The organism is Rathayibacter sp. AY2B9, from assembly GCF_002931595.1.
GTDB lineage: Bacteria > Actinomycetota > Actinomycetes > Actinomycetales > Microbacteriaceae > Rathayibacter.
In genome coordinates, this window is the sequence record NZ_PSUB01000009.1 from 37,211 (window position 1) to 61,003 (window position 23,793).

The window sequence follows — 23,793 nt, forward strand, 5'->3', positions numbered from 1 at the left end:
GCTCCTCCCGTGAGCCCGCCGCGAGTGACGGCGCCACAGGGTTTCCGAACCAAGAGGAGTTCCGAGAACATGGCAAATTTCAGCCTCGCTGACGTCAAGACGCTGCGCGAGCAGCTCGGTACCGGCATGGTCGACACGAAGAACGCGCTCGTCGAGGCCGACGGCGACCTGGACAAGGCGGTCGAGATCCTCCGCCTCAAGGGCGCCAAGGGCAACGCGAAGCGCGCCGACCGCTCGACGAGCGAGGGCCTCGTCGCCGCCGCCGAGAAGGACGGCGTCGCCACGATGATCGAGCTCGCGTGCGAGACCGACTTCGTCGCCAAGGGCACGAAGTTCATCGCCCTCGCCGACGCCGTGCTCGCCGCGGTCGTCGCCGCCGGCTCCACCACGGTCGAGGAGGCCCTCGCGGCCCCCGCCGACGGCAAGACCGTCGCCGACCTCATCAACGACGAGGCCGCAATCCTCGGCGAGAAGGTGGAGCTGCGCCGCGTGGCCTCCGTCTCGGGCGAGCACTTCGCGATCTACCTCCACAAGACGAACAAGGACCTGCCCCCGCAGGTCGGCGTGGTCGTCGGCTACGCGGGCGAGGACGCCGAGACCGCGCGCTCCGTCGCCCAGCACATCTCGTTCGCGAACCCGTCCTACCTCTCGCGCGAGGACGTGCCGCAGTCCGAGGTCGACAACGAGCGCCGCATCGTCGAGGAGATCTCGCGCGGCGAGGGCAAGCCCGAGGCCGCCCTGCCGAAGATCATCGAGGGACGCGTGAACGCGTACTTCAAGCAGGTCGCGCTGCTCGACCAGGACTACGCGAAGGACAACAAGCTGTCCGTCAGCAAGGTCCTGAGCGACGCGGGCCTGACCGTGTCGGGCTTCGCCCGTTTCAAGGTCGGCGCCTAACAGCACTGCAGGAGGGAGTCCGGGTCGTTCAGTCGACCCGGGCTCCCTTCGCTCTGCCCGGGGCGGCCCCGGGCGTGGTCGCGGGGCCCGCTCCGCGCGGGATAGGTTTGTACGGGTCTACGGGAGGAAACGTCCATGACGGAGACGGATGCGATGACGACCGGCAAGCGCCGCAGGGTGCTTCTGAAGCTGTCGGGGGAGGCGTTCGGAGCCGGCACGCTCGGCGTGAACCCGGACGTGATCAGCGCCCTGGCGCGCGAGATCGCCGATGCCGCGACCGAGGTGGAGATCTCGGTGGTCGTCGGCGGCGGCAACTTCTTCCGCGGAGCCGAGCTCTCGCAGCGCGGCATGGACCGCGGCCGGGCCGACTACATGGGGATGCTGGGCACGGTGATGAACGCCCTCGCCCTCCAGGACTTCCTCGAGCAGGCGGGCGCCGAGACGCGCGTGCAGTCCGCGATCGCGATGACGCAGGTCGCGGAGCCCTACATCCCCCGCCGGGCGATCCGGCACATGGAGAAGGGCCGCGTCGTCATCTTCGGCGCCGGCGCCGGACTCCCGTACTTCTCGACCGACACGGTCGCCGCGCAGCGCGCGCTCGAGACGCACGCCGACGTGGTCCTCGTCGCCAAGAACGGCGTGGATGGCGTGTACGACGCCGACCCGCGGACGAACCCCGACGCGAAGAAGCTCGACGCACTGACCTACCAGGAGGCGCTCCAGCGGGGCCTCAAGGTGGTCGACTCCACCGCGTTCAGCCTCTGCATGGACAACGGCATGCCGATGCAGGTCTTCGGCATGGAGCCCTCGGGCAACGTCGCGAAGGCCATCCGCGGCGCCGAGCTCGGCACGCTCGTCTCGAACTAGACTGACCACTTCCCTCTCTTAAGGAGCTCCCTGTGATCTCGGATGTACTGGCCGATGCGAAGACCAAGATGGGCAAGGCCGTCGAGGTCGCCAAGGAGGACTTCTCCACGGTCCGCACCGGACGCGCGAACCCCGGCATGTTCCAGAAGGTGCTGGTGAGCTACTACGGCACCCCGACGCCGCTGTCGCAGCTCGCCTCGATGCAGAACCAGGAGGCCCGCACGCTCGTCCTGACGCCCTACGACAAGGGCTCGCTGCGCGACATCGAGCAGGCCATCCGGGACATGCCGAACCTCGGCGCGAACCCGACCAACGACGGCACGATCATCCGCGTGACCCTGCCGGAGCTCACCGCCGAGCGCCGCAAGGAGTTCGTCAAGATCGTCCGCACCAAGGCCGAGGACGCCAAGATCGCGGTGCGCAACATCCGCCGCAAGGGCAAGGACGACCTCGACGCGCTGAAGGGCGACATCGGCGACGACGAGCTCGCCCGCGGCGAGAAGGAGCTCGAGGCGCTCACGAAGCAGCACGTCGACGCGATCGACGAGGCGCTCAAGCGCAAGGAATCCGAACTGCTCGAGGTGTAGCGGTGCCCGAGATCCCCGAAGGACCCGAGGGCGGCGAGAAGAGACCGTCTCCGCACGTCCCGGGTGCCCGGGGATCCCGGATGGTCACCCGCGACGCGCTGCGTGCGCGCGCCCAGCAGGGCCGGGCCGACGTCGAGCGCCAGCTCGAGGCGACCCGCGCCCAGCTCGAGGCGACGAACGACCGCCTGACCGCGCGCTCCGGCCGGAACCTCGTGTCGGCGACCGCGATCGGACTCCTCGGCGGCGGCGCGATGGTCGTCAGCCTCCTCCTGGTCAAGGAGCTCTTCATGGTGCTCGCGGGGGTGGTGGTGCTGCTCGCGGCGCTGGAGCTCTCGAACGCTCTGCGCCACGCCGGTCGGGACATCCCGCGCATCCCGACCGGGATCGTGGCGGTCGTCGCCGTGCCGGCCGCCTACTACGGCGGCCTCGGCGCCGCGTGGGCCACGGTCCTCGGCGGATCCGTCCTCGTCGGCCTCTGGCGGCTGGGGGAGCAGCTCTTCCGGCGCACCGCCTCCAGCCGGAGGGACCTCGCCCTCGACATCGGCCTCGGCGCGTTCGTCCAGGGCTACACGACCTTCCTCGGCGCCTTCGCGATCCGTCTCGTCGCCGAGCCCGGCGGCCAGCTCTGGGCGTTCGCGTTCCTGGTGCTCGTGATCGTCGTCGACACCGGCGCCTACGTGAGCGGACTCACCTGGGGCAAGCACCCGATGGCACCGCGGATCAGCCCGAAGAAGACCTGGGAGGGGTTCGCCGGTGCGGCCGTCGCGGGGATCGGCGTCGGCGTCCTGCTCGCCCTGCTGATGCTCGGCCAGCCCTGGTGGGTCGGCGCGGTGTTCGGGGCGGTGGTGCTGCTCACCGCGACGCTCGGCGACCTCGCCGAGTCGCTGATCAAGCGCGACATCGGCATCAAGGACATGAGCTCCTGGCTGCCCGGCCACGGAGGAGTCCTCGACCGGCTGGACTCGATCCTGCCGTCGGCCGCCGCGGCCTACGTGCTGTACTTCGTCTTCGCCCACTGAGCGGGCGCCTCACCGGGGCGTGCCGATTCCGCTCCCGGCGCGCGGCTTGGCATGATGTCGGGATGACCGCTCCCTTCCCCCGAGCCCGCGAGTCCCGTCCCGGCTACGACACGGCCGAGGTCGACTCCTTCCTCGCATCGGCGCGCGAGGCCTACTCGCAGCTCTCCGGGGGACCGGCGGACCTCCGCGCCGCCGACCTGCGCCACACCGCGTTCACCCTGCGCAAGGGCGGCTACTCCGCGCCCCACGTCGATGCGGCGCTCGAGCGCCTCGAGGACGCCTTCGCCCTGCGGGAGCGCCAGTACGCGATCGCGGCCCGGGGCGAGGAGGCGTGGCTCGCGGACGCGCGGTCGACGGCCCAGGAGATCGTGAACCGGCTGGCCCGCGCTCCCCGCGAGCGGTTCACCCGGGCCGGCGCTCTCACGACGGGCTACAACATCCGCCAGGTCGACGCCTTCTCCGACCGGATCTCCGGGTACTTCCGCGACGGATCGGTGCTGACCGTGGACGACGTGCGGACCGTCTCCTTCGCCCCGCAGCGCGGCGGGTACGCCGAGGCGCAGGTCGACCTGCTGCTCGACACGGTCGTCGATGTGATGCTGGCGGTCCGCTGACCGGAGCCGGATCTGCTGGCCGATCAGGTCATCGTCCGTTATGCTTTCGTAATCGTGGCTCAGCATCCTCAGACCTCCGTCGCCCACACGCCCGCGAACCGCACCAGCGGTCGCCCGGCGGTCCCGCACCAGACCCCGGTGCGGCGCTCCTGGGCTCGGATCCCGGTGACGGTGCTGGCCTTCACGGCGTCGATCGCGTTCGCCATGGTGAACGTCGTCGATCCGTCCAGCGGCGCGGTCGCCTCCCCCTACTACCAGGCCCCGGCGCGCTTCAACGGCGACTCCGCGCAGCGGCTCGTCGTCGCGGACGCCGTCGAGCGGACCGTCCAGCGCGACTCGTTCGGCGCCGAGGCGAAGCCGAAGCCGACGCCCACTCCGACCCCGACGCCCACTCCGACCGAGACTCAGACCGCTTCCGCGACCGTCGACGAGGAGGAGTCGGGCTCCGCCGAGGCCGAGACCGCCGCTCCCGTCCAGCGCGCCGCCGCTCCGGATCCCGGATCCGCGAAGGCGATCGCGTACGACATGATCGTGCAGCGCGGCTGGGCCGACAGCGAGTACGACTGCCTCGTCCTCCTCTGGAACCGCGAGTCCGGCTGGAACGTCTACGCCGAGAACAAGTCCAGCGGTGCCTACGGCATCCCGCAGGCACTCCCCGGCAGCAAGATGGCGTCGGCCGGCTCCGACTGGGCGACCAACGCGAGCACCCAGATCACCTGGGGCCTCGGCTACATCTCCGGCCGCTACGGCTCTCCCTGCGGTGCCTGGGCCCACTCCGAGTCGGTCGGCTGGTACTGATCGTTCCCCTCCGCTCGGCACCGCGTCCGGCGGGCTGAGGCTCTCGCTACCCTGGTGCCGTGGATTACGCGCTGCTCGGGGTCGTCGGGATCATCACGGTCGTCACCGTCGCGCGGTTCTCGAGCCGCCTCGGGATCGCCGCACCGCTGCTCCTGGTCGTCATCGGTATCGGCGCGTCCTACCTCCCCGGGGTCCCGGACATCGAGGTCGAGCCTGAGCTGATCCTCGCGGGCGTGCTGCCGCCGCTGCTGTACTCGGCCGCGATCCAGGTGCCCCTCACCGACTTCCGGCGGAACCTGCGCTCGATCTTCGGGCTCTCGGTGCTGCTGGTCGTCGTGACCGCCCTCGTGGTGGGCGGCTTCCTCTACCTCGTGTTCCCCGATCTGAGCCTGCCCGCAGCGATCGCTCTGGGCGCCGTCGTGAGCCCGACCGACGCGGTGGCAGCGACCTCGATCGGCAAGAAGCTCGGACTCCCGCCCCGCCTGGTGACGGTGCTCGAGGGCGAGAGCCTCGTGAACGACGCGTCGGCGCTGGTGCTGCTGCGCGCCGCGACGGCTGCGGCGGCCGTGGTCGGCGCCTCCGTCACGACCGACGCGATCGACGTGGGCGAGGTGGGGGTCCTCTTCGTCTACTCCGTCCTGATGGCGATCGTCCTCGGACTGGTGATGGGCGTGCTCACCGTCTTCGTGCGCTCGACGCTGCGGGACCCGGTGCTCGACACCGCCGTGTCCTTCGCCGTGCCGTTCCTGGCCTACATCCCGGCCGAGGAGCTGGGCGCGTCCGGGGTGCTCGCCGTCGTGGTCACCGGGATCTACACGGGGCACAACAGCGCGCGCTTCCTCTCGCCGCAGTCGCGGATCAGCGAGCGGGTGAACTGGCGGACGGCGCAGTTCCTGCTCGAGAACGGCGTCTTCCTGCTCATGGGCGCCGAGATCAAGGCGATCGTCTCCGGGGTCGTGGACCCGGGCGAGTTCGGAGTGGGCACCGCGGTGCTGCTGGGTCTGGCCACCGTGGTCATCCTGATCATGCTGCGGGCCCTCTTCGTGTGGCCGCTGCTCCTGTGGCTGCGCAGCTCCGGTCGGCGGGCGGAGCGGATCAACCGGCGGCTGGCGGTGGGCCTCATGCGACTGCGCAACAGCGCCACCAGCGACGAGCGCTTCCGGCGGCGGCAGGTGAGAGCGGAGCGGCTCTACCTCCGGCGCGAGACCGATCTGGCCGCGACCACGAGCGAGGCGTTCGGCTGGCGCGGAGGAGTCGTCCTGTCCTGGTCCGGGATGCGCGGCGTGGTCACGCTCGCCGCGGCCCAGTCGCTGCCGGACGAGACTCCCTACCGCTCCCAGCTGATCCTGATCGCCTTCACCGTCGCCGTCGTGACGCTGCTCCTGCAGGGTGCGACGCTGCCCGCGCTGATCCGGCTCACCGGCATCCAGGGCACCGACGGAGAGGCCGACCGCCGCGAGCTCGCGACGCTGCTCGACGAGGTCGCGGCCACGGGCATCCAGGCCCTCCCCGAGGCAGTGGCTGAGCTGCCCGACGGCGAGGCGGGCGAGCGCGTCCTCGAGCGCGTGCGCCGCGACACTCTGACCCGCTCGCAGGTGGCGTGGGAGCAGGTCGGCCGCGCGGAGGACGCGCCGCTCGGCCCGCACGCGCAGTACCTGCGGCTGCGCCGAGCGGTCCTGCTCGCCGAGCGGGAGGCGCTGCTGGACGCCCGGGGGCGCGGGGTCTACTCCTCGCGGACGCTGCGGCGGGCGCAGCTGATGCTCGACGCCGAGGAGACCCGGCTCGAGATGGACGACAGCTCCCACTGACGGGAGGGGCACGGCGGCGGCCTCCTAGACTGGGGGGATGCCGCGCAGCAACAGACCCCGGGGCGGCCGCCGTGACGACGACGACGAGCAGCGCGACCTCTCGCAGATGCTCGCCGGCTTCCGGCGCACCGAGTCCCACGCCGGCCGGGAGTGGAACGTCCAGCCCGTCTCCGCAGCGCGGGCCGTGAAGAACTACCTCTGCCCGGGCTGCGGGCTCACCATCGACATCGGCCAGCCGCACCTGGTCACCTGGCGGGCCGACGGCGCGCTCGGCGACGCGGCCGACCTGGCCGGCCGCCGTCACTGGCACACGCACTGCTGGAGAATCCGAGGAGCACGATGACCCACGAGATCCGCGGAGGCGTCGACCTCCCCGCCCGCCGCGAGGACGTCGAGCTGCACACCGCCGACGGGCTGACCCTTGTCGGGGAGCTCGCGCTGCCCCTGGAGCACGAGCCGGTCGCGACCCTGGTCACCCTGCATCCGCTGCCCACCCACGGCGGCTTCATGGATTCGCACATCCTGCGGAAGGCCGCCGCCCGCCTGCCCGCGCTCGCCGATCTGGCGGTCCTCCGCTTCAACACCCGCGGCACCGCGTCGCCGCGCGGCACGAGCGAGGGCGCGTTCGGACACGGCACCGAGGAGCGCGCCGACGTCGCCGCAGCCCTGGCGCTCGTCGCGGAGCGCGGACTGCCGCACCCCTGGCTGGTCGGCTGGTCCTTCGGCACCGAGCTCGCGCTGAAGTGGGGGAGGGAGCACCCCGTCGAGGGAGCGATCCTGCTCTCGCCGCCGCTGCACCGCACGAGCGCGGAGGAGGTCGCCGCCTGGGGCGAGGACGGCCGACCGCTCGTGGCGCTCGTCCCGGAGTTCGACGACTACCTGCGGCCGGAGGCGGCCGCCGAGCGCTTCGCGAGCGTGCCGCAGCTGGACCTCGTGGCCGTGGAGGGCGGGAAGCACCTCTGGGTCGGCGAGGCGCAGACCCGCCGGGTCCTCGACGAGATCGTGCGCGTGGTCGCGCCCGCCTCATCCCCGCTGCCGACGGAGTGGGCGGGCGAGCTCGGCTGAGCCCGCCCGCCCAGCGACCGCCTAGCGGCCGGACGAGCCGCCGTCGGAGCCGTCGCCGTCGGAGCCGCTGCCGTCGGAGCCGTCGCCGTCGCTGTCGTCCGCGAGTCCGTCGATGTGGCCGATGAGCCCGCGCAGTCCCGACACGTAGCCGGCGATCGCGTCGCGCTCGGTGCGGATCTCGTCGAGGCGCCGCTCGGCGGTGTCCATCAGCTCGCGGCTGCGGCGCTCCGCGTCCGCGACGAGCTTCTGCGCCTGGTCGCGCGCGTCGTCGAGCAGGGCGTCGGAGTCGTCCTGGGCCTTCCGGCGCAGTCGCGTCGTGTCGTCGAGGGCGTCGCTGCGGAGGGCGTCCGCCTCGAGGCGCTTGTCGTTCGCGCGTCGGATGGCGTCGGCGAGCTGCAGGTTCGACTCGTCGAGGTAGCGCTGGGTCTGCGCGACGGCCTCCTGGTGGCGGAGCAGGTCGTCGCGGTCGGCCTCCTCGCGGCGCGCGGCGAGCTCGACCACCAGGTCGATCCGGGCCTGCTCGACCTCGCGCGAGAGCGCAGCGGCCTCGTCGGCGGACGCGGCGCGCAGGCCCGCCAGCTCGGCGTCGAGCACGGCGACGGCCTCGGCGCGCTCCTGGGTGAGCCGGGTGCGCTGGTCGGCGATCTCGCGCGCGCCCTCGGCGCGGACTGCGGCGACCTCGGCGTCGAGCGCGGCGCGGGTCGAGAGCACCTCGGCCTCGACCGCCGCGCGCGCCTGGGCGACCTCGGCCTCGACGGCCGCCCGGAGCCGGTCCACCTCGGAGGCGACCTCGGCCCGCAGGAGCTCGTTGGCCTGGGCGAGGCGGGCGGCCTCGGCGCGGGCGACCTCGATCTCGCGGGCAGCGACGGCGCGCATCTCCGCAGCCTCGCGCTCGGCCTCGGAGCGGATCGCGGCGGCCTCGCGCTTCGCGGTGGCGCGGGTCTCGGCGGCCTCGGTCGCCACGGTGCCGCGGATCGCGGCGGCCTCGCGGACGGCGTCCTGGGTCATCACGTCGCGGTCGTCGGCGGCCTTGCCGAGCGTCGCCGCGGCCTGCGCCTCGGACTCGTCGCGGGTCCGGTCAGCACGGCGGCGCGCCTCGGTCACCAGGCGCTCGGCCTCGTCGCGCGCCTCCTGGAGGATGCGGTCGCCGTCGTCGCGGGTGGATCGGCGGAGGGCGGAGGCGTCGTTCTCGGCCTGGGCGATGATCCGCTCGGACTGCTCCTCGGCCACGCGCAGGGTGTGCTCGAGCTTGGCGCCCAGGCCGGCGTAGGTGGGAGTGCCGACCTGCTGCAGCTCCTTCTCGAGGCCCTCGATCCGGGAGGACAGGCGCTTCACCTCGCGGCCGCTCTCGGCCGCCTGGGTGTTCGAGTGGATGAGCTCGCGGCGCAGGCCCTGGACGGCCTTGTCGACCTCGTCCCGGTCGTAGCCACGGAACACCTGGGTGAATTCGGCCTCGTCGTTCGCCACGTCGTCTCCTTCAGAGCAGGACCGCGGTGGGGCTCGCGGCACTCGGAAAGTGTATTCAGCGCGGAGGCCGCGGCCGGGGCGACACCCGCACCGCGCGCCGCCCGGGCCGCACTCTCGGCTTCTCCCGGGCATCGGAGCGAGGGCATCGGCTATCGTGGACTGTCTTTGTCTGTTGCCGTCGCGCCCCGGTCCGGCTGCGTACCCCGAGCCGGCCCCGGCCGTCACCCCGATCCGGCAACGCAGGAGGAGTACTTTCGTGCGGTTCGTCTTCGCCATCATCGCCACCGTCATCGCTGCCGCGATGATCGTGCTCGGCATCGGTCAGCGGACGGTCTGGGCTCCTCCGGAGTCCCTCACCGCCGAGACCGCGCTCGACTCCTCCACTCCCTACGCGGTGATCGACGGCAGCACCCTGGGCGCCAACCCGGGACGCCAGACGATCACGGTCGAGGGCAGCGGCGACCTCGTCGTCGCCTACGCCCGGACCTCCGACGTGCTGGGCTGGGTGGGCGGCTCGAGCTACGACGCCATCGGCTACGAGCGCGCCGACGACACCCTCACCTCCGCGGAGGAGACGGGCGAGCGCGTCCAGCTCTCCTCCGACGTCGAGACCGCCGACGCGGCGGTCGTCGATCCGCGCGGCTCCGACCTCTGGCTCGAGGAGTTCGAGGGGAGCGGCAGCGTGACCCTGGCGCTCGACGTGCCGGAGGACGTCTCCATCCTCATCGCGAGCGACGGCACCGCGCCGGCAGCCGACTCCGTGCGCGTCAGCTGGCCCGTGGACACCGCGACGCCCCTCGCCGGCCCGCTGCTGCTCGGAGGAGCCGTGTTCCTCCTCCTCGGCCTCGTCCTCTACATCTGGGCCTTCGTCCACCTGCGCCGCCAGCACGGCCCGCGCCGGAAGGGACCGCAGGGTCGGATCCCCCGCGGCGCCCGCCGCCCCCGGCCGCGTGCCGGGATCCAGGCCTCCACGGCGTCGCCGGCGCCCTCGCGCCGCCGGGCCGCCCTGGTGCTGCCCGTCGTCCTCGGGACGACGGTCCTCCTCTCCGGCTGCAGCTCCGACTACTGGCCGGATCTCGCCGCGGGCGCGAGCGAGGCGCCGACCGCGTCCGCCACGGCGACCGCGGGGGCAGAGCCGGTCTCGGCCGAGCCGACCCCCGTGGTCACCACGCAGCAGGCGGAGGCCGTCGTCGCCGAGGTCGCCGATGTCGCGTCGCGCGCCGACGCCGCCCGGGACGCTGGGATCCTCGCCGAGCGCTTCCAGGGCGAGGCGCTCACCGAGCGCACCACCAACTACGACGTCGTCGCCAAGGGCGGGACGATCGACCCGCCGCAGACGATCCCGGCCTCCCCGGTGAGCCTGGTGCTCCCGCAGGACACGGAGTCGTGGCCGCGCCTGGTGACCGCCGTCGTGCAGAACTCGACGGACTCCACCCAGGCCCCGATCGCGCTGATGATGAGCCAGGCGAGCCCGCGCGTCGACTACAAGGTCGACTACGCCATCTCGCTCGAGGCCAACGCGCGCATCCCCGACGTCGCGCCCGTCACCGTCGGCACGTCGATCGTGGCGCCCGACTCGCGCCTGATGAAGCTCGCCCCGCAGACCGTCGGCTCCGCGTACGCGGACGTGCTCGCCAACGGCGACTCGAGCCAGTACGCCGAGCTCTTCGCGGCCGACGGCGACACCCTCCGGGGGCAGGTCGGCGTCGACAAGAAGAACGCCGACCGCGAGGCGCTGCCGGACACCGCCTCGATCGAGTTCTCGAACGCCGCCGGCACGTCGCCGACGATCGCGCTCGCGACGAACGACTCGGGGGCCCTGGTCGCGGCGAGCATCGCCGAGACGTCGACCGTCCGCCCCACTGCCGAGGGCTCGACCGTCTCGACCTCCGGCGCCTCGCAGACCCTGCTGGGCACGGACAAGTCGACGACCGGCATCGAGACCACCTACGGATACCAACTGCTGTTCTACGTACCGCCCGTCGGATCGGAGGAGAAGATCGTGATGCTCGGATGGAGCCAGGGACTCGTCTCGGTGGTGCAGCTGCCGTGAGCACCGTCCCGCCCCTGCCTGGAAGCCTCCGCGGCGCCGTCGACCTCTCGTCGCTGGTGAACCGCCGCACCCCGCCCGCCGCCTCCGCCGGCGCCCCGGCCGCGCCCGCCGCTCCCGGAGGCGCGCCCGGCGCGAATCCGCTGCTGCTGACCGCCGGCGACGCCGAGTTCGACCAGGTGGTCCAGCTCTCCTCGCGCGTGCCGGTGATCGTCGACCTGCGCGGCTCCTGGTCGGACCAGAGCCAGAGCATGACCGCGCTGCTCGAGAAGGTCGTCGTCTCGTACGCCGGCGCGTTCGTGCTCGTCGGGGTCGACGTGGAGTCGAGCCCGCAGCTGGCGCAGGCGTTCCAGGTGCAGTCCGTGCCGACGGTCGCCGCGATCATCGGCGGCCGCCCGGTGCCCCTGTTCAGCGGCCTCGTCGCCGAGGAGCAGCTGCGTGACCTGCTCGAGCAGGTCCTCCAGCTCGCCGCTCAGAACGGTGTGACGGGCACGGTGCCGGTGGAGGGAGCCGCTCCCGCCGAGGGCGGCGAGCCCGAGCCCGAGCCGCTGCCGCCGCACCACCAGGAGGCCTACGACGCGATCGACCGGGGCGATTACGCCGCGGCGATCACCGAGTACGAGACCGCCATCGCGCAGAACCCGCGCGACGACCTCGCCGTCGCCGGTCTCGCGCAGGTGCGGCTGCTGGCCCGCCTCCAGGGCCGCACGCTCGACGACATCCGCTCGACCGCCGCAGCCGAGCCGTCGAACCTCGACGCGCAGCTCGCCGTCGCCGACCTGGACGTCTCTGGCGGCCACGTCGAGGATGCCTTCGACCGGCTGCTCTCGATGTTCCCGCGCCTCGACGCCGAGGGGAAGGCCGCCGTCCGGGCTCGTCTCCTGGAGCTCTTCGAGATCGTCGGTCAGACCGACCCGCGCGTCACCAAGGCTCGGGCCCGGCTCACCGGCCTGCTCTACTGACGCCGGCCGGAACGCCGAGAGGCCGCCCGCTCGCGACGATCGTCGCGGCGGGCGGCCTCTTCCGTGCGGGGACCGATCAGTCGGCGGGTCGCAGGTAGAGCACGGCCAGCGGGGGCAGGACCAGCTCGGCGGAAGCCGGGCGGCCGGCCCACGGCTCCTCGCGAGCCTCGACCGCTCCGAAGTTCCCGACTCCGCTGCCGCCGTAGATCTCGGCGTCCGTGTTGACGAGCTCCTCCCAGCGGCCGGCCGTGGGCAGGCTCACGCGGTAGCCGTGCACGGGCGAACCCGAGAAGTTGGCGATGACGGCGATCGGGCGACCCTCGCTGTCCTTGCGCAGGAACGAGACGACGTTGGCCGCCGCCGCGCCGCCGTCGATCCACTCGAAGCCCGACTGCTCGTGGTCGAGCTCCCAGAGCGACGGCGAGTCGCGGTACACGCGGTTCAGCTGACCGACGAGGCTCCAGAGACCGCGGTGGCTCGGCTGATCGAGGATCCACCAGTCCAGACCGCGCTCCTCGCTCCACTCGGAGTACTGGCCGAACTCCTGGCCCATGAAGAGGAGCTGCTTGCCGGGGTGCGCCCACATGAAGGCGAGGTAGGCGCGCACGTTCGCGAGCTGCTGCCAGTGGTCGCCCGGCATCTTCTGGATCAGCGAGCCCTTGCCGTGCACGACCTCGTCGTGGCTGATCGGCAGGACGAACTTCTCGCTGAAGGCGTAGACGAACGAGAAGGTGATCTCGCCCAGGTGGTACTGGCGCCACAGCGGATCGTTCGCCATGTAGTCGAGCGAGTCGTGCATCCAGCCCATGTTCCACTTGAGCCCGAAGCCGAGGCCGCCGGAGCTGGTGGGCTGGGTGACGCCGGGCCAGCTCGTCGACTCCTCGGCGATCATCATGATGCCGGGGTGCAGCTTGTAGGCCGTGGCGTTGACCTCCTGGAGGAAGCTGATCGCCTCGAGGTGCTCGCGTCCGCCGTACTGGTTCGGCAGCCACTCGCCCTCCTTGCGGGAGTAGTCGAGGTAGAGCATCGAGGCGACGGCGTCCACCCGCAGGGCGTCGACGTGGAACTCCTCGAGCCAGAACAGGGCGTTCGCGACGAGGAAGTTGCGCACCTGGGTGTGCCCGAAGTCGAAGACGTAGGTGCCCCAGTCCATCTGCTCGCCGCGGCGCCAGTCCGGGTGCTCGTAGAGCGGCTCGCCGTCGAAGCGGGCGAGGGCGAAGTCGTCCTTGGGGAAGTGCCCGGGCACCCAGTCGACGATGACGCCGATGCCGGCCTGGTGCAGACGGTCGATCAGGTACTTGAGGTCGTCGGCCGTGCCGAAGCGGCTCGAGGCGGCGTAGTAGCCGGTGACCTGGTAGCCCCAGGAGCCGCCGAACGGGTGCTCGGCGAGCGGCATGAACTCCACGTGCGTGAAGCCGAGCTCGGTGACGTACTCGATCAGCGGGTCCGCGAGGTCGCGGTAGCCCAGTCCCGGACGCCAGGAGCCGAGGTGCATCTCATAGACGCTGAGCGGCTGCGTGTGCGGATCGACCGAGGCTCGCTTCTCCATCCAGCCGGAGTCGCCCCACTGGTGGTGCGAGACGGGGACCTTCGAGGCGGTCGCAGGCGGCACCTCCGTGGCGCGGGCCATCGGGTCGGCCTTGCGGACCCAGTGGCCGTCGCGCGAGAGCAGGTCGAACTTGTAGGAGGCTCCGGGCTCGACGCCCGGGACGAAGATCTCCCAGACCCCGGTCGTCCCGAGGTTGCGGAGGGAGTGGCCCTCGCCGTTCCAGTCGTTGAAGTCGCCGACGACCCGAGCGGCCTGGGCGTGCGGGGCCCAGACGGCGAAGCTCGTGCCCCAGACCCCCTCGTGCTCGCGGTGGCGGGCACCGAGCGCCTCCCAGAGGCGCTCGTGGCGGCCCTCGCCGATGAGGTAGAGGTCGAAGTCGCCGACCGTCTTCGAGAAGCGGTAGGGGTCCTCCGCGGTCCATTCGCCACCGCCGCCGTAGCGGGCCTCGACGGTGTACGCCTGCGGACCGAGGACGTGGAAGCCCTGCCAGATCCCGTCGCTGAGGTGGCTGAGCTCGACGCGGGCGCCGGTGGCGAGCACCACGGCGACCTTCTCGGCGAGCGGGCGGCGCACGCGGACGACCGTCACCGGGTCGGAGACGCCGGGGGCCGCGACGAGGTGCTGGCCCAGGACGTCGTGGGGGAGCGCGTTGCTGCCGGTGGCGAGCTGCTGCAGCACCCACTCGGGGATGTCGGGCAGCGCGATCGCAGCGGTGCCGTCGACGGGGCCCGAAGCGGACGCGGGGTCCGCGGTCGTCTCGACGGGAGCGGCGCTGTCCGCTGCGACGGAATCGGCGGCGTCCGTGTCGTCGGGCAGGTCGCCCTCGGCCCCGCTGCCGACCGGAGCGGCGTCCGTGTCGTCGGCGTCGGGCTCGACGGTCACGGCGTCGTCGGCCGCGACCGGCTGAGGCGCCTCCGGGACAGTCTCGACCGCGTAGCTGCGCGCGTTCTCGCCCTCCGCTCCGGGGTGCTGTCGAGCGTCGAGCGCCGCGTCGGCGATGTGCGCGCCGTGGCCGGAGGTGGTCGCCGAGCTGGTGCCGGTCGTCGGGACCGTCTCGGCGTGCGCGCCGAGGCCCGCCTCCTCGGCCGGGCTCGTGCCCTCGGGGGTGGTTCCGCTCATCGCTCGTCCGCCTTCACGCTCAGGATGTGCACGGGCTCGACGAACGAGTCGAGCCGCACGTAGTCGTCGCTGCCCCAGGTCCAGACGGCGCCGGTGATCAGGTCCTCGACCTCGAAGGTCGCGCTCCAGTCGAGCCCGATCGCGGGCAGGTCGAGGTGGACCGTGGTCTCGCGGGCCGAATGCGGGTCGGTGTTGACGACGACGATGATCGTGTCGTCGGTCCCGGTACCCGTGAACGCGGCCTGCAGGTGCTTGGAGTAGACGAGGATCGCGTCGTCGTCGCTGCCGTGCACGTGCAGGTTCCGCAGCTGCCCGAGCGCGGGGTGCGAGCGCCGGATCTCGTTGAGGCGCGTGATGTACGGCGCCAGCGAGCGGCCCGACTCCTCGGCGCCGGCCCAGTCGCGCGTCTTGTACTCGTACTTCTCGTTGTCGATGTTCTCCTCGGCGCCGGGGCGAGCGACGTTCTCGACCAGTTCGTAGCCGGCGTAGACCCCCCACAGCGGCGACGCGGTCGCGGCCAGGGCCGCCCGCACCTTGTACGCCGAGCGGCCGCCGTACTGGAGGTACTCGGTGAGGATGTCCGGAGTGTTCACGAAGAGGTTCGGCCGCATGTAGTCGGCCGTCTCGTGGGAGATGCTCGTGAAGAACTCGCCGAGCTCCTCCTTGGTGTTGCGCCAGGTGAAGTACGAGTACGACTGCTGGAAGCCGACCTTGCCGAGCGCGCGCATGATCGCGGGGCGGGTGAACGCCTCCGCGAGGAAGACGACCTCGGGGTGCTCGGCGTTGACCTCGTGGATGATCCACTCCCAGAAGTCGAGCGGCTTCGTGTGGGGGTTGTCGACGCGGAAGATCCGCACGCCCAGGTCGATCCAGTGCCGCAGGACCCGCAGCGACTCCTGACGGATGCCCTCGGGGTCGTTGTCGAAGTTGATCGGGTAGATGTCCTGGTACTTCTTCGGCGGGTTCTCGGCGTAGGCGATCGAGCCGTCGGGGAGCGTCGTGAACCACTCGGGGTGGCTGGTGACCCAGGGATGGTCGGGCGAGGCCTGCAGGGCGAAGTCGAGGGCGAGCTCGAGGCCCGCGGCCTCGACCGCGGCGTGGAAGGCGCGGAAGTCGTCCTCGGTACCCAGGTCCGGGTGGATCGCGTCGTGGCCGCCCTCGGCCGAGCCGATCGCCCACGGCGAGCCGGGGTCGTTCTCGCCGGCGTCGAGCGTGTTGTTCGGGCCCTTGCGGAAGGAGCGGCCGATGGGGTGGATCGGCGGCAGGTAGAGCACGTCGAAGCCCATCGCGGCCACCGCGGGAAGGCGGTCGATCGCGGTGCGGAAGGATCCGCTGGTCACGGTCCCGTCCTCGTGGCGCACGGCGCCCTCGGAGCGGGGGAAGAACTCGTACCAGGCGCCGACGCCGGCGCGGGTGCGCTCGACGTGGACGGTGCGCGGCTCCGAGACGCTCGTGAGGCTCATCACCGGGCGGGCGTCGAGCGCGCCGTGAACGGCGGGACCGGTCGCCGCGGCGAGGCGCTCCTCGGCGCTCAGCGTGGTGTCGCCGACGCGGGCGGCGGTGTCGGAGAGCAGGCTGCGCTCGCCCTCGGGCCGCGCGGAGTCGTCGGCGCCGCTGCGCAGCAGGCCCTCGCCGATGGCGAAGGTGACGTCGATGTCCAGGCCGGCCGGGATCTTGACCTCGGCCGTGTGGAGCCAGGTCGCCCAGTCGTCGGCGTAGGCGCGGATGCGGTAGCTCCAGTCGCCCTCCTCGTCGAGGGCCACGAGACGGCCGTAGCGGTCGGTGCCGGTCGCGAGGAGCGACATGCGGTGCTCCGACTCGGCCCCGGACGGCGAGCGCAGCAGGAGGTCGACGCCGATGAGGTCGTGCCCCTCGCGGAAGGCCGTGGCGGCGAAGGGGACGACCTCGCCGACGAACGCCTTCGCGGGCCAGCGGTCGTCCTCGAGCCGGGGCTGCGGGTCGATGATCGGCAGGCGCTCGGCGCGGACGCGGTAGCCGCTCCCGGTCGTCGCGGGCGCCGGCGACGCCTCGGGTGCGTCCGCGGTCACCGGGGCGGCAGGAGCACTGTCGGCCGCGGGGGGAGCAGGAGTCGCCTCGGGGGCGGCGGCGGGCGCCGGAGCGGCCGTCTCGGGAGGCGCCGACGCCTCCTGGGGTGCGCGTCCGCGACCCGCTCGCCGTGCGTCCTTGCCGTTCTGAGCCTTGCCGAAAGGTATCTGAGCCACGTCACGACAGTAGCGACCGGCGGCGGCTCGCACACGACGCTTGCGCCCGCGCTCGGGCCTGTGCAAACGGACCCGGGGAGCGCGTGCCGGAGGGTCGCGGCGGGTCCGCGTCCGGCCGATCCGCGGTGGTCGGGGTCCGCTAGGGTGACCGAGCGCGACCGCCCCGGTGCTCCGCGACCGGGCGCTCCGGGGTCCGCAGAGAGTCGAGGGGTGCCGTGAAGGCGATCCGCCGCTTCATCGTCCGCTCCGTCCTCCCGCCCGAGCTCTCGGCTCTGGGCGATCTGGCGGGCAATCTCCGCTGGGCCTGGCACGAGCCCGCCCGGCGCTTGTTCGAGCGGGTCGATCCGGAGCTGTGGCGGCGCGGGGGAGCGGACCCCACCGCTCTGCTCGGAGCAGTGAGCCCCGAGCGCCTCGCCGAGCTGGCGGGGGACCATGGCTTCGTCGACGAGGCGTGGCGCCTCCGTGACGAGCTGGAGCGCTACCGCACCGAGCCGCGGTGGTACCAGTCGCTGCCGGAGTCCGCCCCGCGCTCGATCGCCTACTTCTCGCCGGAGTTCGGCATCGCGGCGGCGCTGCCCCAGTACTCCGGCGGACTCGGCATCCTCGCCGGCGATCACCTGAAGGCCTCCTCGGACCTGGGCGTGCCGCTCACCGGCGTGGGCCTCTTCTACCGGTCGGGCTACTTCTCGCAGAAGCTCTCCGCCGACGGCTGGCAGCTCGAGTCCTACCCCTCGCTCGATCCCGACGGGCTGCCGCTGCGCGTCGTCCGTCTCGCCGACGGCTCGCCCGCCCGCATCGTGCTGGCGCTCCCCGAGGGACGCGCGCTCTACGCCCGGGTCTGGCGCGCGGAGGTCGGCCGGGTGACCCTCCTCCTGCTCGACACCGACATCCCCGAGAACGAGGACTCGCTCCGTTCCGTCACCGACCGCCTCTACGGCGGCGGGGGCGAGCACCGCCTGCTGCAGGAGCTGCTGCTGGGCATCGGCGGGGTCCGCGCGCTCGAACTCTGGGCCGAGGTCTCGGGCGGCGTCCTCCCGGAGGTGTTCCACACCAACGAGGGGCACGCCGGCTTCCAGGGGCTCGAGCGCATCTCCGGCCTGATCGGCGCGGGCCTGGACTTCGACCAGGCTCTCCAGGTGGTGCGGGCGAGCACGGTCTTCACCACGCACACTCCGGTGCCGGCGGGCATCGACCGCTTCGACCGCGGGATGATCGAGGAGTACTTCTCCACGGAGCTGCTCCCGGGCGTGCAGGTCGAGGACGTGCTCGCGCTGGGCGCCGAGCCGGGGGACTCCGGGACGGCGTTCAACATGGCGTACATGGGCCTGCGGCTCGCGCAGCGCTCCAACGGCGTCTCGACGCTGCACGGCGAGGTCAGCCGCTCGATGTTCTCGAGCCTCTGGCCCGGCTTCGAGACGGCGGAGGTGCCGATCGGCTCGGTGACGAACGGCGTCCACGCGGCCACCTGGACCGATCCGATCCTCCGGCGGCTCGCGGAGGAGCGGCTCGGCACCGACGACACGACGCGGGCCGGCTGGGCCTCGGGCTCGCTCGGCGACACCGAGCTGTGGGCCGCGCGCCGGGCGATGCGGGAGCAGCTGGTGCGGGACGCCCGCCGCCGGGCCGCCCGCTCCTGGCGCGAGCAGAACCCGGGCGGCCTCCCGCCGGCCTGGCTCGACGAGCTGCTGGACCCGGACGTGCTCACCATCGGCTTCGCGCGGCGGGTGCCGACCTACAAGCGGCTGACCCTGATGCTCCACGACCCCGAGCGTCTGCGCGCGCTGCTCACCCACCCGCAGCACCCGATCCAGATCGTCATCGCGGGCAAGTCCCACCCGGCCGACGAGGAGGGGAAGCGCCTGATCCAGCGGCTCGTCCGCTTCGCGCAGGAGCCGGACGTGCGCCGCAGGATCGTCTTCCTGCCGGACTACGACATCGCGATGGCGCAGCTGCTCTACCCGGGCACCGACGTCTGGCTCAACAACCCGCTGCGCCCGCTCGAGGCGTGCGGCACCTCGGGGATGAAGGCGGCGCTCAACGGCTCGCTCAACCTCTCGATCCTCGACGGCTGGTGGAACGAGTACTTCGACGGCGAGAACGGCTGGGCGATCCCCTCCTCCGACCGCGCGCTCGACCCGGAGGCCCGCGACACGCTCGAGGCCGAGGCGCTCTACGAGCTGCTCGAGACCGAGGTCGTGCCGCGCTACTACGAGCGCGATCACGACGGAGTGCCCCGTCGGTGGGTGCGGTCGATCCGGCACACCCTCGCGACCCTCTCGCCCGAGCTCTCCGCCGAGCGGATGGTGCGCCAGTACGTCGAGGCGCTCTACTCGCCGGCCGCCGAGGCCGGGCGCGCCGTCGCCGCCGACCACTTCGAGCCGGCCAAGGAGCTGGCGAGCTGGAAGCGGCGGGTCCGCGCCGGCTGGCCCGGAGTCGCGGTCGCGTCCGTCGAATCCGGCGGGATCGACGCGGTGCCCCAGCGCGGGGACCGGCTCGCCGTGCGGGCGGGCGTGCGCCTGGGCGAGCTCTCGCCGGCGGACGTCTCGGTCGAGGTCGTCTACGGGACGACGTCCGCTGACGGCTCGCTCACCGAGGTCCGCCACCACGAGCTCGAGGTGGTCGAGGAGTCGGGTGCCGTGGTGCCGGCCGACGCGGTCGGGCGCGTGCCCTACGCCGGAGTGGTCACTCTCGACCGCAGCGGCTCCTTCGGCTACACCGTCCGCGTCGTGCCCCGGCATCCCCTCCTGGCCCGCTCCGCCGAGCTGGGCCTGGCCGCCGCCGCCGGCTGACCCCGCCCGGTCCCTCTCCGCGAGATGCCGCTCCGGTGCGCCTTCCTCGGCGTCTCGCGGACCGGGGCGGGGTCTCGCGGGAGGAGGACGGCGCCCGGAGGAGGACGGCGGGGGAGCAGGGGTCAGCGCGCGATGTCGGCGATGAGGGCGGCCGTCGCGGCGACGAGGTCGGCGGGGGCGAGCTCGATGTCGAAGCCCCGGCGCCCGCCCGACACGAGCACCGTGTCGTGGAGCTCGACGGTCTCGTCGATCACGGTGCGGTGCCGCGTCCTCTGCCCGAGCGGCGAGATGCCGCCGAGCACGTAGCCGGTCCGGCGCTGGGCCAGCGCCGGGTCGGCCATCGCCGCCCGCCTGCCTCCGACCGCGGCCGCGAGCTCCTTCAGCCCGAGCGAGCCGGTGACGGGCACGACGCCCACCACGAGCTCGCCGTCCACGTCGACCATCAGGGTCTTGAACACGCGCTCCGGCTCGACGCCGAGCGCCTCGGCCGCCTCGAGCCCGTAGCGCGTCGTGGCCGGGTCGTGCCGGTACTGGCGGGGAGTGAAGGGGACGCCCGCCGCCGTCAGCGCGACGGTCGCCGGGGTCCCCGGCCCGCTCCGCGCCATCAGGCGTCCTGCTCGGCCGCCGGCCCGTGCGCGGCGAAGAGCTGCATCGAGGTGCCGGCCACGCGGATGACCTGCCCCGGCTCGAACGACTCGCCGTGCTCCAGCGGCTCCGGCTCCTCGCTGTTCCACAGGCGCGTGTAGCCGGTGACCCCCTCGCCCTCGGCGAGCACGACCGTGGTGTCCTGCTCGACGCCGTGCACCACCAGCAGGACGCGGTCCGGCTCGCCCTCGACCGGCGTCGAGGCCGCGAGGTACTGCAGCGTCCGGTTGGCGGCGGAGGTCCAGTCGTGCTCGCTCATCCCGCGCCCGTGGGCGTCGAACCACGTCATGGTCGTGGCGCCCGGCTCGCTCGCGTCGCCGCTGCCGTAGCGGGAGGGACGCAGCGCCGGGTGCTCGCGCCGCAGGCGCAGCAGGGTGTGCGTGTGCGCGCGGAGCGCGAGCTGCCAGTCGGCCAGGCCCTCCCAGCGCACCCAGGTCAGGTCCGAGTCCTGGCAATAGGCGTTGTTGTTGCCGCGCTGGCTGCGCCCGGTCTCGTCGCCCGCCGTGATCATCGGCACGCCGGCCGACAGCAGCAGGGTGCCGAGGAGGTTCCGCATCGCCTTGCGCCGCGCCAGCGTGATCCGCTCGTCGGTGGTGGGGCCCTCGAAGCCGTGGTTGAAGGAGCGGTTGGTGTCGGCTCCGTCGCGGTTCGACTCGCCGTTGCCGATGTTGTGCTTGACGTTGTACGAGACGAGGTCCGCCAGCGTGAAGCCGTCGTGCGCGGTGACGAAGTTGACCGAAGCGAGGGGTCCCCGCTCCGCCGAGAAGGTGTTGGAGGAGCCCGAGAGCCGGGTCGCGAAGCCGCCGATGCCGACGGGGGCCGTGCCGGCGCGGCGGGCGTAGTCGATGTCCGAGAGCCAGAAGTTGCGGGCGCGGTCGCGGTAGCGGTCGTTCCACTCCGACCACCCGGCCGGGAAGTTCCCCGTCTGCCAGCCGCCCATTCCCACGTCCCAGGGCTCGGCGATCATCTTCACGCCGGCCAGCGCCGGATCCTCGACCGCGGCCCGCAGCAGCGGGTGGTCGCTCCGGAAGTGCGCGATCTCGTCGCGGCCGAGGGTCGCGGCCAGGTCGAGCCGGAAGCCGTCGATCCCGACCTCGCCCGACCAGTAGCGCATCGAGTCCAGCGCGAGGCGCTGCGCCGCGGGCCGGCCGAAGTCGATCGTGTTCCCGCAGCCGGTGACGTCCACGTAGTGGCCCTCGGGCGTCTGGCGGTACCAGCCGGCGTCGTCGATCCCGCGCAGGCTCGACATCGGCCCGCCCGGCCCCTCCTCGGCGGTGTGGTTGTAGACCACGTCCAGGATCACCTCGAGGCCGGCCTCGTGCAGGAGCTTCACCATCCCCTTGAACTCGCGGAGCACCGCGGACGGTCCGCCGCGCTGCGCGGTGGAGGAGGCGTACGCGGCGTGCGGGGCGAAGAAGTTCAGCGTGTTGTAGCCCCAGTAGTTGGTCAGCCCCTGCCGCAGCAGGCGCTGCTCCGACACGAACGCGTGCACGGGCAGCAGCTCGACCGCCGTCACGCCCAGATCGAGCAGCGCCGAGACCGTCGACTCGTGCGCCAGGCCGGCGTAGGTGCCGCGCAGCTCCACGGGCAGCGCCGGGTTCAGCCGGGTCAGCCCCTTCACATGCGCCTCGTAGATCACGGTGCGGTCCATCGGGGTGCCGGGCCGGGAGGAGGAGCCCCAGTCGAACGCGTCGTCCACGACGACCGAGCGCCACTCGTTCTCCGCCACCCGGTGCAGGCCCCGGGAGTACGGCTCCAGCAGGGCCCGGCGGGGGTCGAAGCGGTGCCGGGGGCCCGTCGGCCCGTCGACGCGCAGGGCGTAGCGGCGGCCGGGGGCCAGCAGATCGGAGCGCGCGGACCAGACCGCGGCGTCGTCGCGCGCCAGCGGGACCGTGCGGGTCACCCAGGTCGGATCCTTCTCGTCGTACAGCAGCAGATCGACGGCGCTCGCGCTCTCGGACCAGACCCGCAGCTCACCGCCCTGATCGTCCACGGTCACGCCGAGCCGGGCCAGGGGATCGTGAGAGGTCATGCGACTTACAGTAGTGACGGGCACCGGCTCCCTCCGTGCCCCCGACGCGGGACGAAGGGCTGCTGTGATCTACCTCGACCACGCCGCGACCACCCCGCTGCGCGCCTCGGCGCTCGCCGCGTTCGCGGAGGCGTCCGCCCACGGCGGCAACCCCTCCTCCGTCCACGGCTCCGGCCAGGAGGCGCGCCGCCGGCTGGAGGACGCCCGGTCGGCGCTCGCCGGGGTGCTCGGCTGCGAGCCGATCGAGGTGATCCTCACCGCCGGCGGCACCGAGGCGGTCAACCTCGGGATCAAGGGCCTCTACTGGCAGCGCCGGAGCGAGGACCCGGCCCGCGTCCGGGTCCTGGTCGCCGAGGGGGAGCACCACGCGACGCTCGACTCCGCCGCCTGGCTCGCCGAGCACGAGGGCGCCGTCCTCGAGTGGCTGCCTCTCGACGACGAGGGCGCCCTGCGGCCGGAGGCGCTCGCCGCGGCGCTGGAGGAGGACCCCGGATCGGTCGCCCTGGTCACGGTGCTCTGGGTCAACAACGAGATCGGGACGATCAACCCGATCGCCGAGCTGGCGGCCGCGTGCGCCCGCGCCGGCGTCCCCCTCCACGTCGACGCGGTCGCCGCCCTCGGACACGTGCCGCTGCGGATCGCCGAGATCCGCCGCGCCTCCGGCTCCGGGCGTGGCGCGGGACTGGCCGCCGTCAGCGTCTCGGGTCACAAGGTCGGCGGGCCGATCGCGACCGGTGCGCTCGTGCTCGCCCGCGACGCCCGCGTGGTCCCGGTGCTGCACGGAGGCGGACAGCAGCGGGGCGTCCGCTCCGGCACCCAGGACGTGCCCGGCGCCGCGGCCTTCGCCGCCGCCGCGGTCGAGGCGGACGCCGAGCTGTCGGCGGAGGCGCAGCGCCTGGCCGCCCTGCGCGACCGGCTCGTCGCGGGCGTCCTCGCCGCCGTGCCGGGGGCGACCCTGACCGGGCCCGCCCTCGACTCCGGACGCCGGGTCGCCAACAACGCGCACCTCGCCTTCCCCGGTGCGCAGGGCGACTCCCTCCTCTTCCTCCTCGACACCGCGGGCGTCTCCGTCTCGACCGGGTCCGCCTGCACGGCGGGGATCCCGGAGCCCTCGCACGTGGTCCTCGCGCTCGGCCGGAGCGAGGACGAGGCCCGCGGGGTGCTCCGGATGACGCTCGGCCACACCTCGACCGACGAGGACGTCGACGCCCTCCTGGCCGCGCTGCCCGGCGCCTACGCCCGCGCCGCCCGAGCCGGACTGTCGAACCGCGCGGTGCTGCCCGCCTGAACCCCTGCCGCCCGC

The 23,793-nt window shown here is 73.0% G+C and carries 18 protein-coding genes; 13 read left to right on the forward strand and 5 right to left on the reverse strand.

Annotated features, from left to right (window positions below; genetic code table 11):
• Window positions 1-69: 69 nt before the first annotated feature.
• The 9 genes from tsf to C5C25_RS10180 all read left to right on the forward strand — a co-directional run bounded on the left by tsf (window position 70) and on the right by C5C25_RS10180 (window position 7,655).
• Window positions 70-897 (forward strand): translation elongation factor Ts, encoded by an 828-nt coding sequence (gene tsf / locus C5C25_RS10140; protein ID WP_104223895.1) that lies wholly within the window; start codon window positions 70-72, stop codon window positions 895-897.
• Window positions 898-1,050: 153 nt separating this feature from the next.
• A complete protein-coding gene (gene pyrH / locus C5C25_RS10145) occupies window positions 1,051-1,764 on the forward strand; it encodes a UMP kinase (protein WP_374952923.1) in 714 nt (237 codons plus the stop codon).
• Between the two features lie 32 nt (window positions 1,765-1,796).
• Window positions 1,797-2,351, forward strand: a complete 555-nt coding sequence (gene frr, locus C5C25_RS10150; protein ID WP_104232499.1) for a ribosome recycling factor — start codon at window positions 1,797-1,799, stop codon at window positions 2,349-2,351.
• Between the two features lie 80 nt (window positions 2,352-2,431).
• Window positions 2,432-3,370 (forward strand): phosphatidate cytidylyltransferase, encoded by a 939-nt coding sequence (locus tag C5C25_RS10155; RefSeq protein ID WP_104223892.1) that lies wholly within the window; start codon window positions 2,432-2,434, stop codon window positions 3,368-3,370.
• Window positions 3,371-3,432: 62 nt separating this feature from the next.
• Entirely contained in the window at window positions 3,433-3,984 is a 552-nt protein-coding gene (locus C5C25_RS10160; RefSeq protein WP_104250532.1) for a DivIVA domain-containing protein, read from the forward strand.
• 54 nt (window positions 3,985-4,038) lie between these two features.
• Window positions 4,039-4,782 (forward strand): lytic transglycosylase domain-containing protein, encoded by a 744-nt coding sequence (locus tag C5C25_RS10165; RefSeq protein ID WP_258069388.1) that lies wholly within the window; start codon window positions 4,039-4,041, stop codon window positions 4,780-4,782.
• A gap of 59 nt (window positions 4,783-4,841) precedes the next feature.
• A complete protein-coding gene (locus C5C25_RS10170; protein ID WP_104250534.1) occupies window positions 4,842-6,590 on the forward strand; it encodes a sodium:proton antiporter in 1,749 nt (582 codons plus the stop codon).
• Window positions 6,591-6,627: 37 nt separating this feature from the next.
• A complete protein-coding gene (locus C5C25_RS10175) occupies window positions 6,628-6,933 on the forward strand; it encodes a hypothetical protein (RefSeq protein ID WP_181027199.1) in 306 nt (101 codons plus the stop codon).
• Window positions 6,930-7,655, forward strand: a complete 726-nt coding sequence (locus tag C5C25_RS10180) for an alpha/beta hydrolase (RefSeq protein WP_104250535.1) — start codon at window positions 6,930-6,932, stop codon at window positions 7,653-7,655. Before C5C25_RS10175 ends, C5C25_RS10180 begins: the two co-directional genes overlap by 4 nt.
• Window positions 7,656-7,676: 21 nt before the next feature.
• On the opposite strand, the gene C5C25_RS10185 is transcribed toward C5C25_RS10180, so the two are convergent.
• Window positions 7,677-9,122 (reverse strand): DivIVA domain-containing protein, encoded by a 1,446-nt coding sequence (locus C5C25_RS10185; RefSeq protein ID WP_104247620.1) that lies wholly within the window; start codon window positions 9,120-9,122, stop codon window positions 7,677-7,679.
• Window positions 9,123-9,378: 256 nt separating this feature from the next.
• On the opposite strand from C5C25_RS10185, the gene C5C25_RS10190 reads away from it, so the two are divergent.
• Both C5C25_RS10190 and C5C25_RS10195 read left to right on the forward strand, forming a co-directional pair.
• Window positions 9,379-11,175 carry a hypothetical protein gene (locus C5C25_RS10190; RefSeq protein WP_104250536.1) on the forward strand — a complete coding sequence of 599 codons (1,797 nt, stop codon included), beginning with the start codon at window positions 9,379-9,381 and terminating at the stop codon, window positions 11,173-11,175.
• The gene (locus C5C25_RS10195) at window positions 11,172-12,134 is read left to right on the forward strand and encodes a tetratricopeptide repeat protein (protein ID WP_104250537.1); all 963 of its coding nucleotides are present in this window, start codon (window positions 11,172-11,174) and stop codon (window positions 12,132-12,134) included. The genes C5C25_RS10190 and C5C25_RS10195 overlap by 4 nt, the downstream gene beginning before the upstream one ends.
• Window positions 12,135-12,210: 76 nt before the next feature.
• Here the strand turns inward: C5C25_RS10195 and glgB are convergent, their stop codons facing one another.
• Window positions 12,211-14,802: a 1,4-alpha-glucan branching protein GlgB gene (gene glgB / locus C5C25_RS10200; protein ID WP_104250538.1), complete on the reverse strand. Its 2,592-nt coding sequence runs from the start codon at window positions 14,800-14,802 to the stop codon at window positions 12,211-12,213.
• Window positions 14,799-16,769 (reverse strand): alpha-1,4-glucan--maltose-1-phosphate maltosyltransferase, encoded by a 1,971-nt coding sequence (locus C5C25_RS10205; protein WP_258075793.1) that lies wholly within the window; start codon window positions 16,767-16,769, stop codon window positions 14,799-14,801. Before C5C25_RS10205 ends, glgB begins: the two co-directional genes overlap by 4 nt.
• A 470-nt stretch (window positions 16,770-17,239) precedes the next feature.
• Here C5C25_RS10205 and glgP point away from each other — a divergent pair, with 470 nt between their 5' ends.
• Complete coding sequence (gene glgP / locus C5C25_RS10210) at window positions 17,240-19,813, forward strand: alpha-glucan family phosphorylase (protein WP_104250540.1); 2,574 nt, start codon at window positions 17,240-17,242, stop codon at window positions 19,811-19,813.
• Between the two features lie 122 nt (window positions 19,814-19,935).
• Here glgP and ybaK read toward each other — a convergent pair whose 3' ends face one another.
• Window positions 19,936-20,418: a Cys-tRNA(Pro) deacylase gene (ybaK, locus tag C5C25_RS10215; RefSeq protein ID WP_104250541.1), complete on the reverse strand. Its 483-nt coding sequence runs from the start codon at window positions 20,416-20,418 to the stop codon at window positions 19,936-19,938.
• The gene (glgX, locus tag C5C25_RS10220; protein WP_104250542.1) at window positions 20,418-22,490 is read right to left on the reverse strand and encodes a glycogen debranching protein GlgX; all 2,073 of its coding nucleotides are present in this window, start codon (window positions 22,488-22,490) and stop codon (window positions 20,418-20,420) included. Before glgX ends, ybaK begins: the two co-directional genes overlap by 1 nt.
• On the opposite strand from glgX, the gene C5C25_RS10225 reads away from it, so the two are divergent.
• Window positions 22,489-23,778, forward strand: a complete 1,290-nt coding sequence (locus tag C5C25_RS10225) for a cysteine desulfurase family protein (RefSeq protein WP_104250543.1) — start codon at window positions 22,489-22,491, stop codon at window positions 23,776-23,778. The genes glgX and C5C25_RS10225 overlap by 2 nt on opposite strands.
• The last annotated feature ends 15 nt before the right edge of the window (window positions 23,779-23,793 follow it).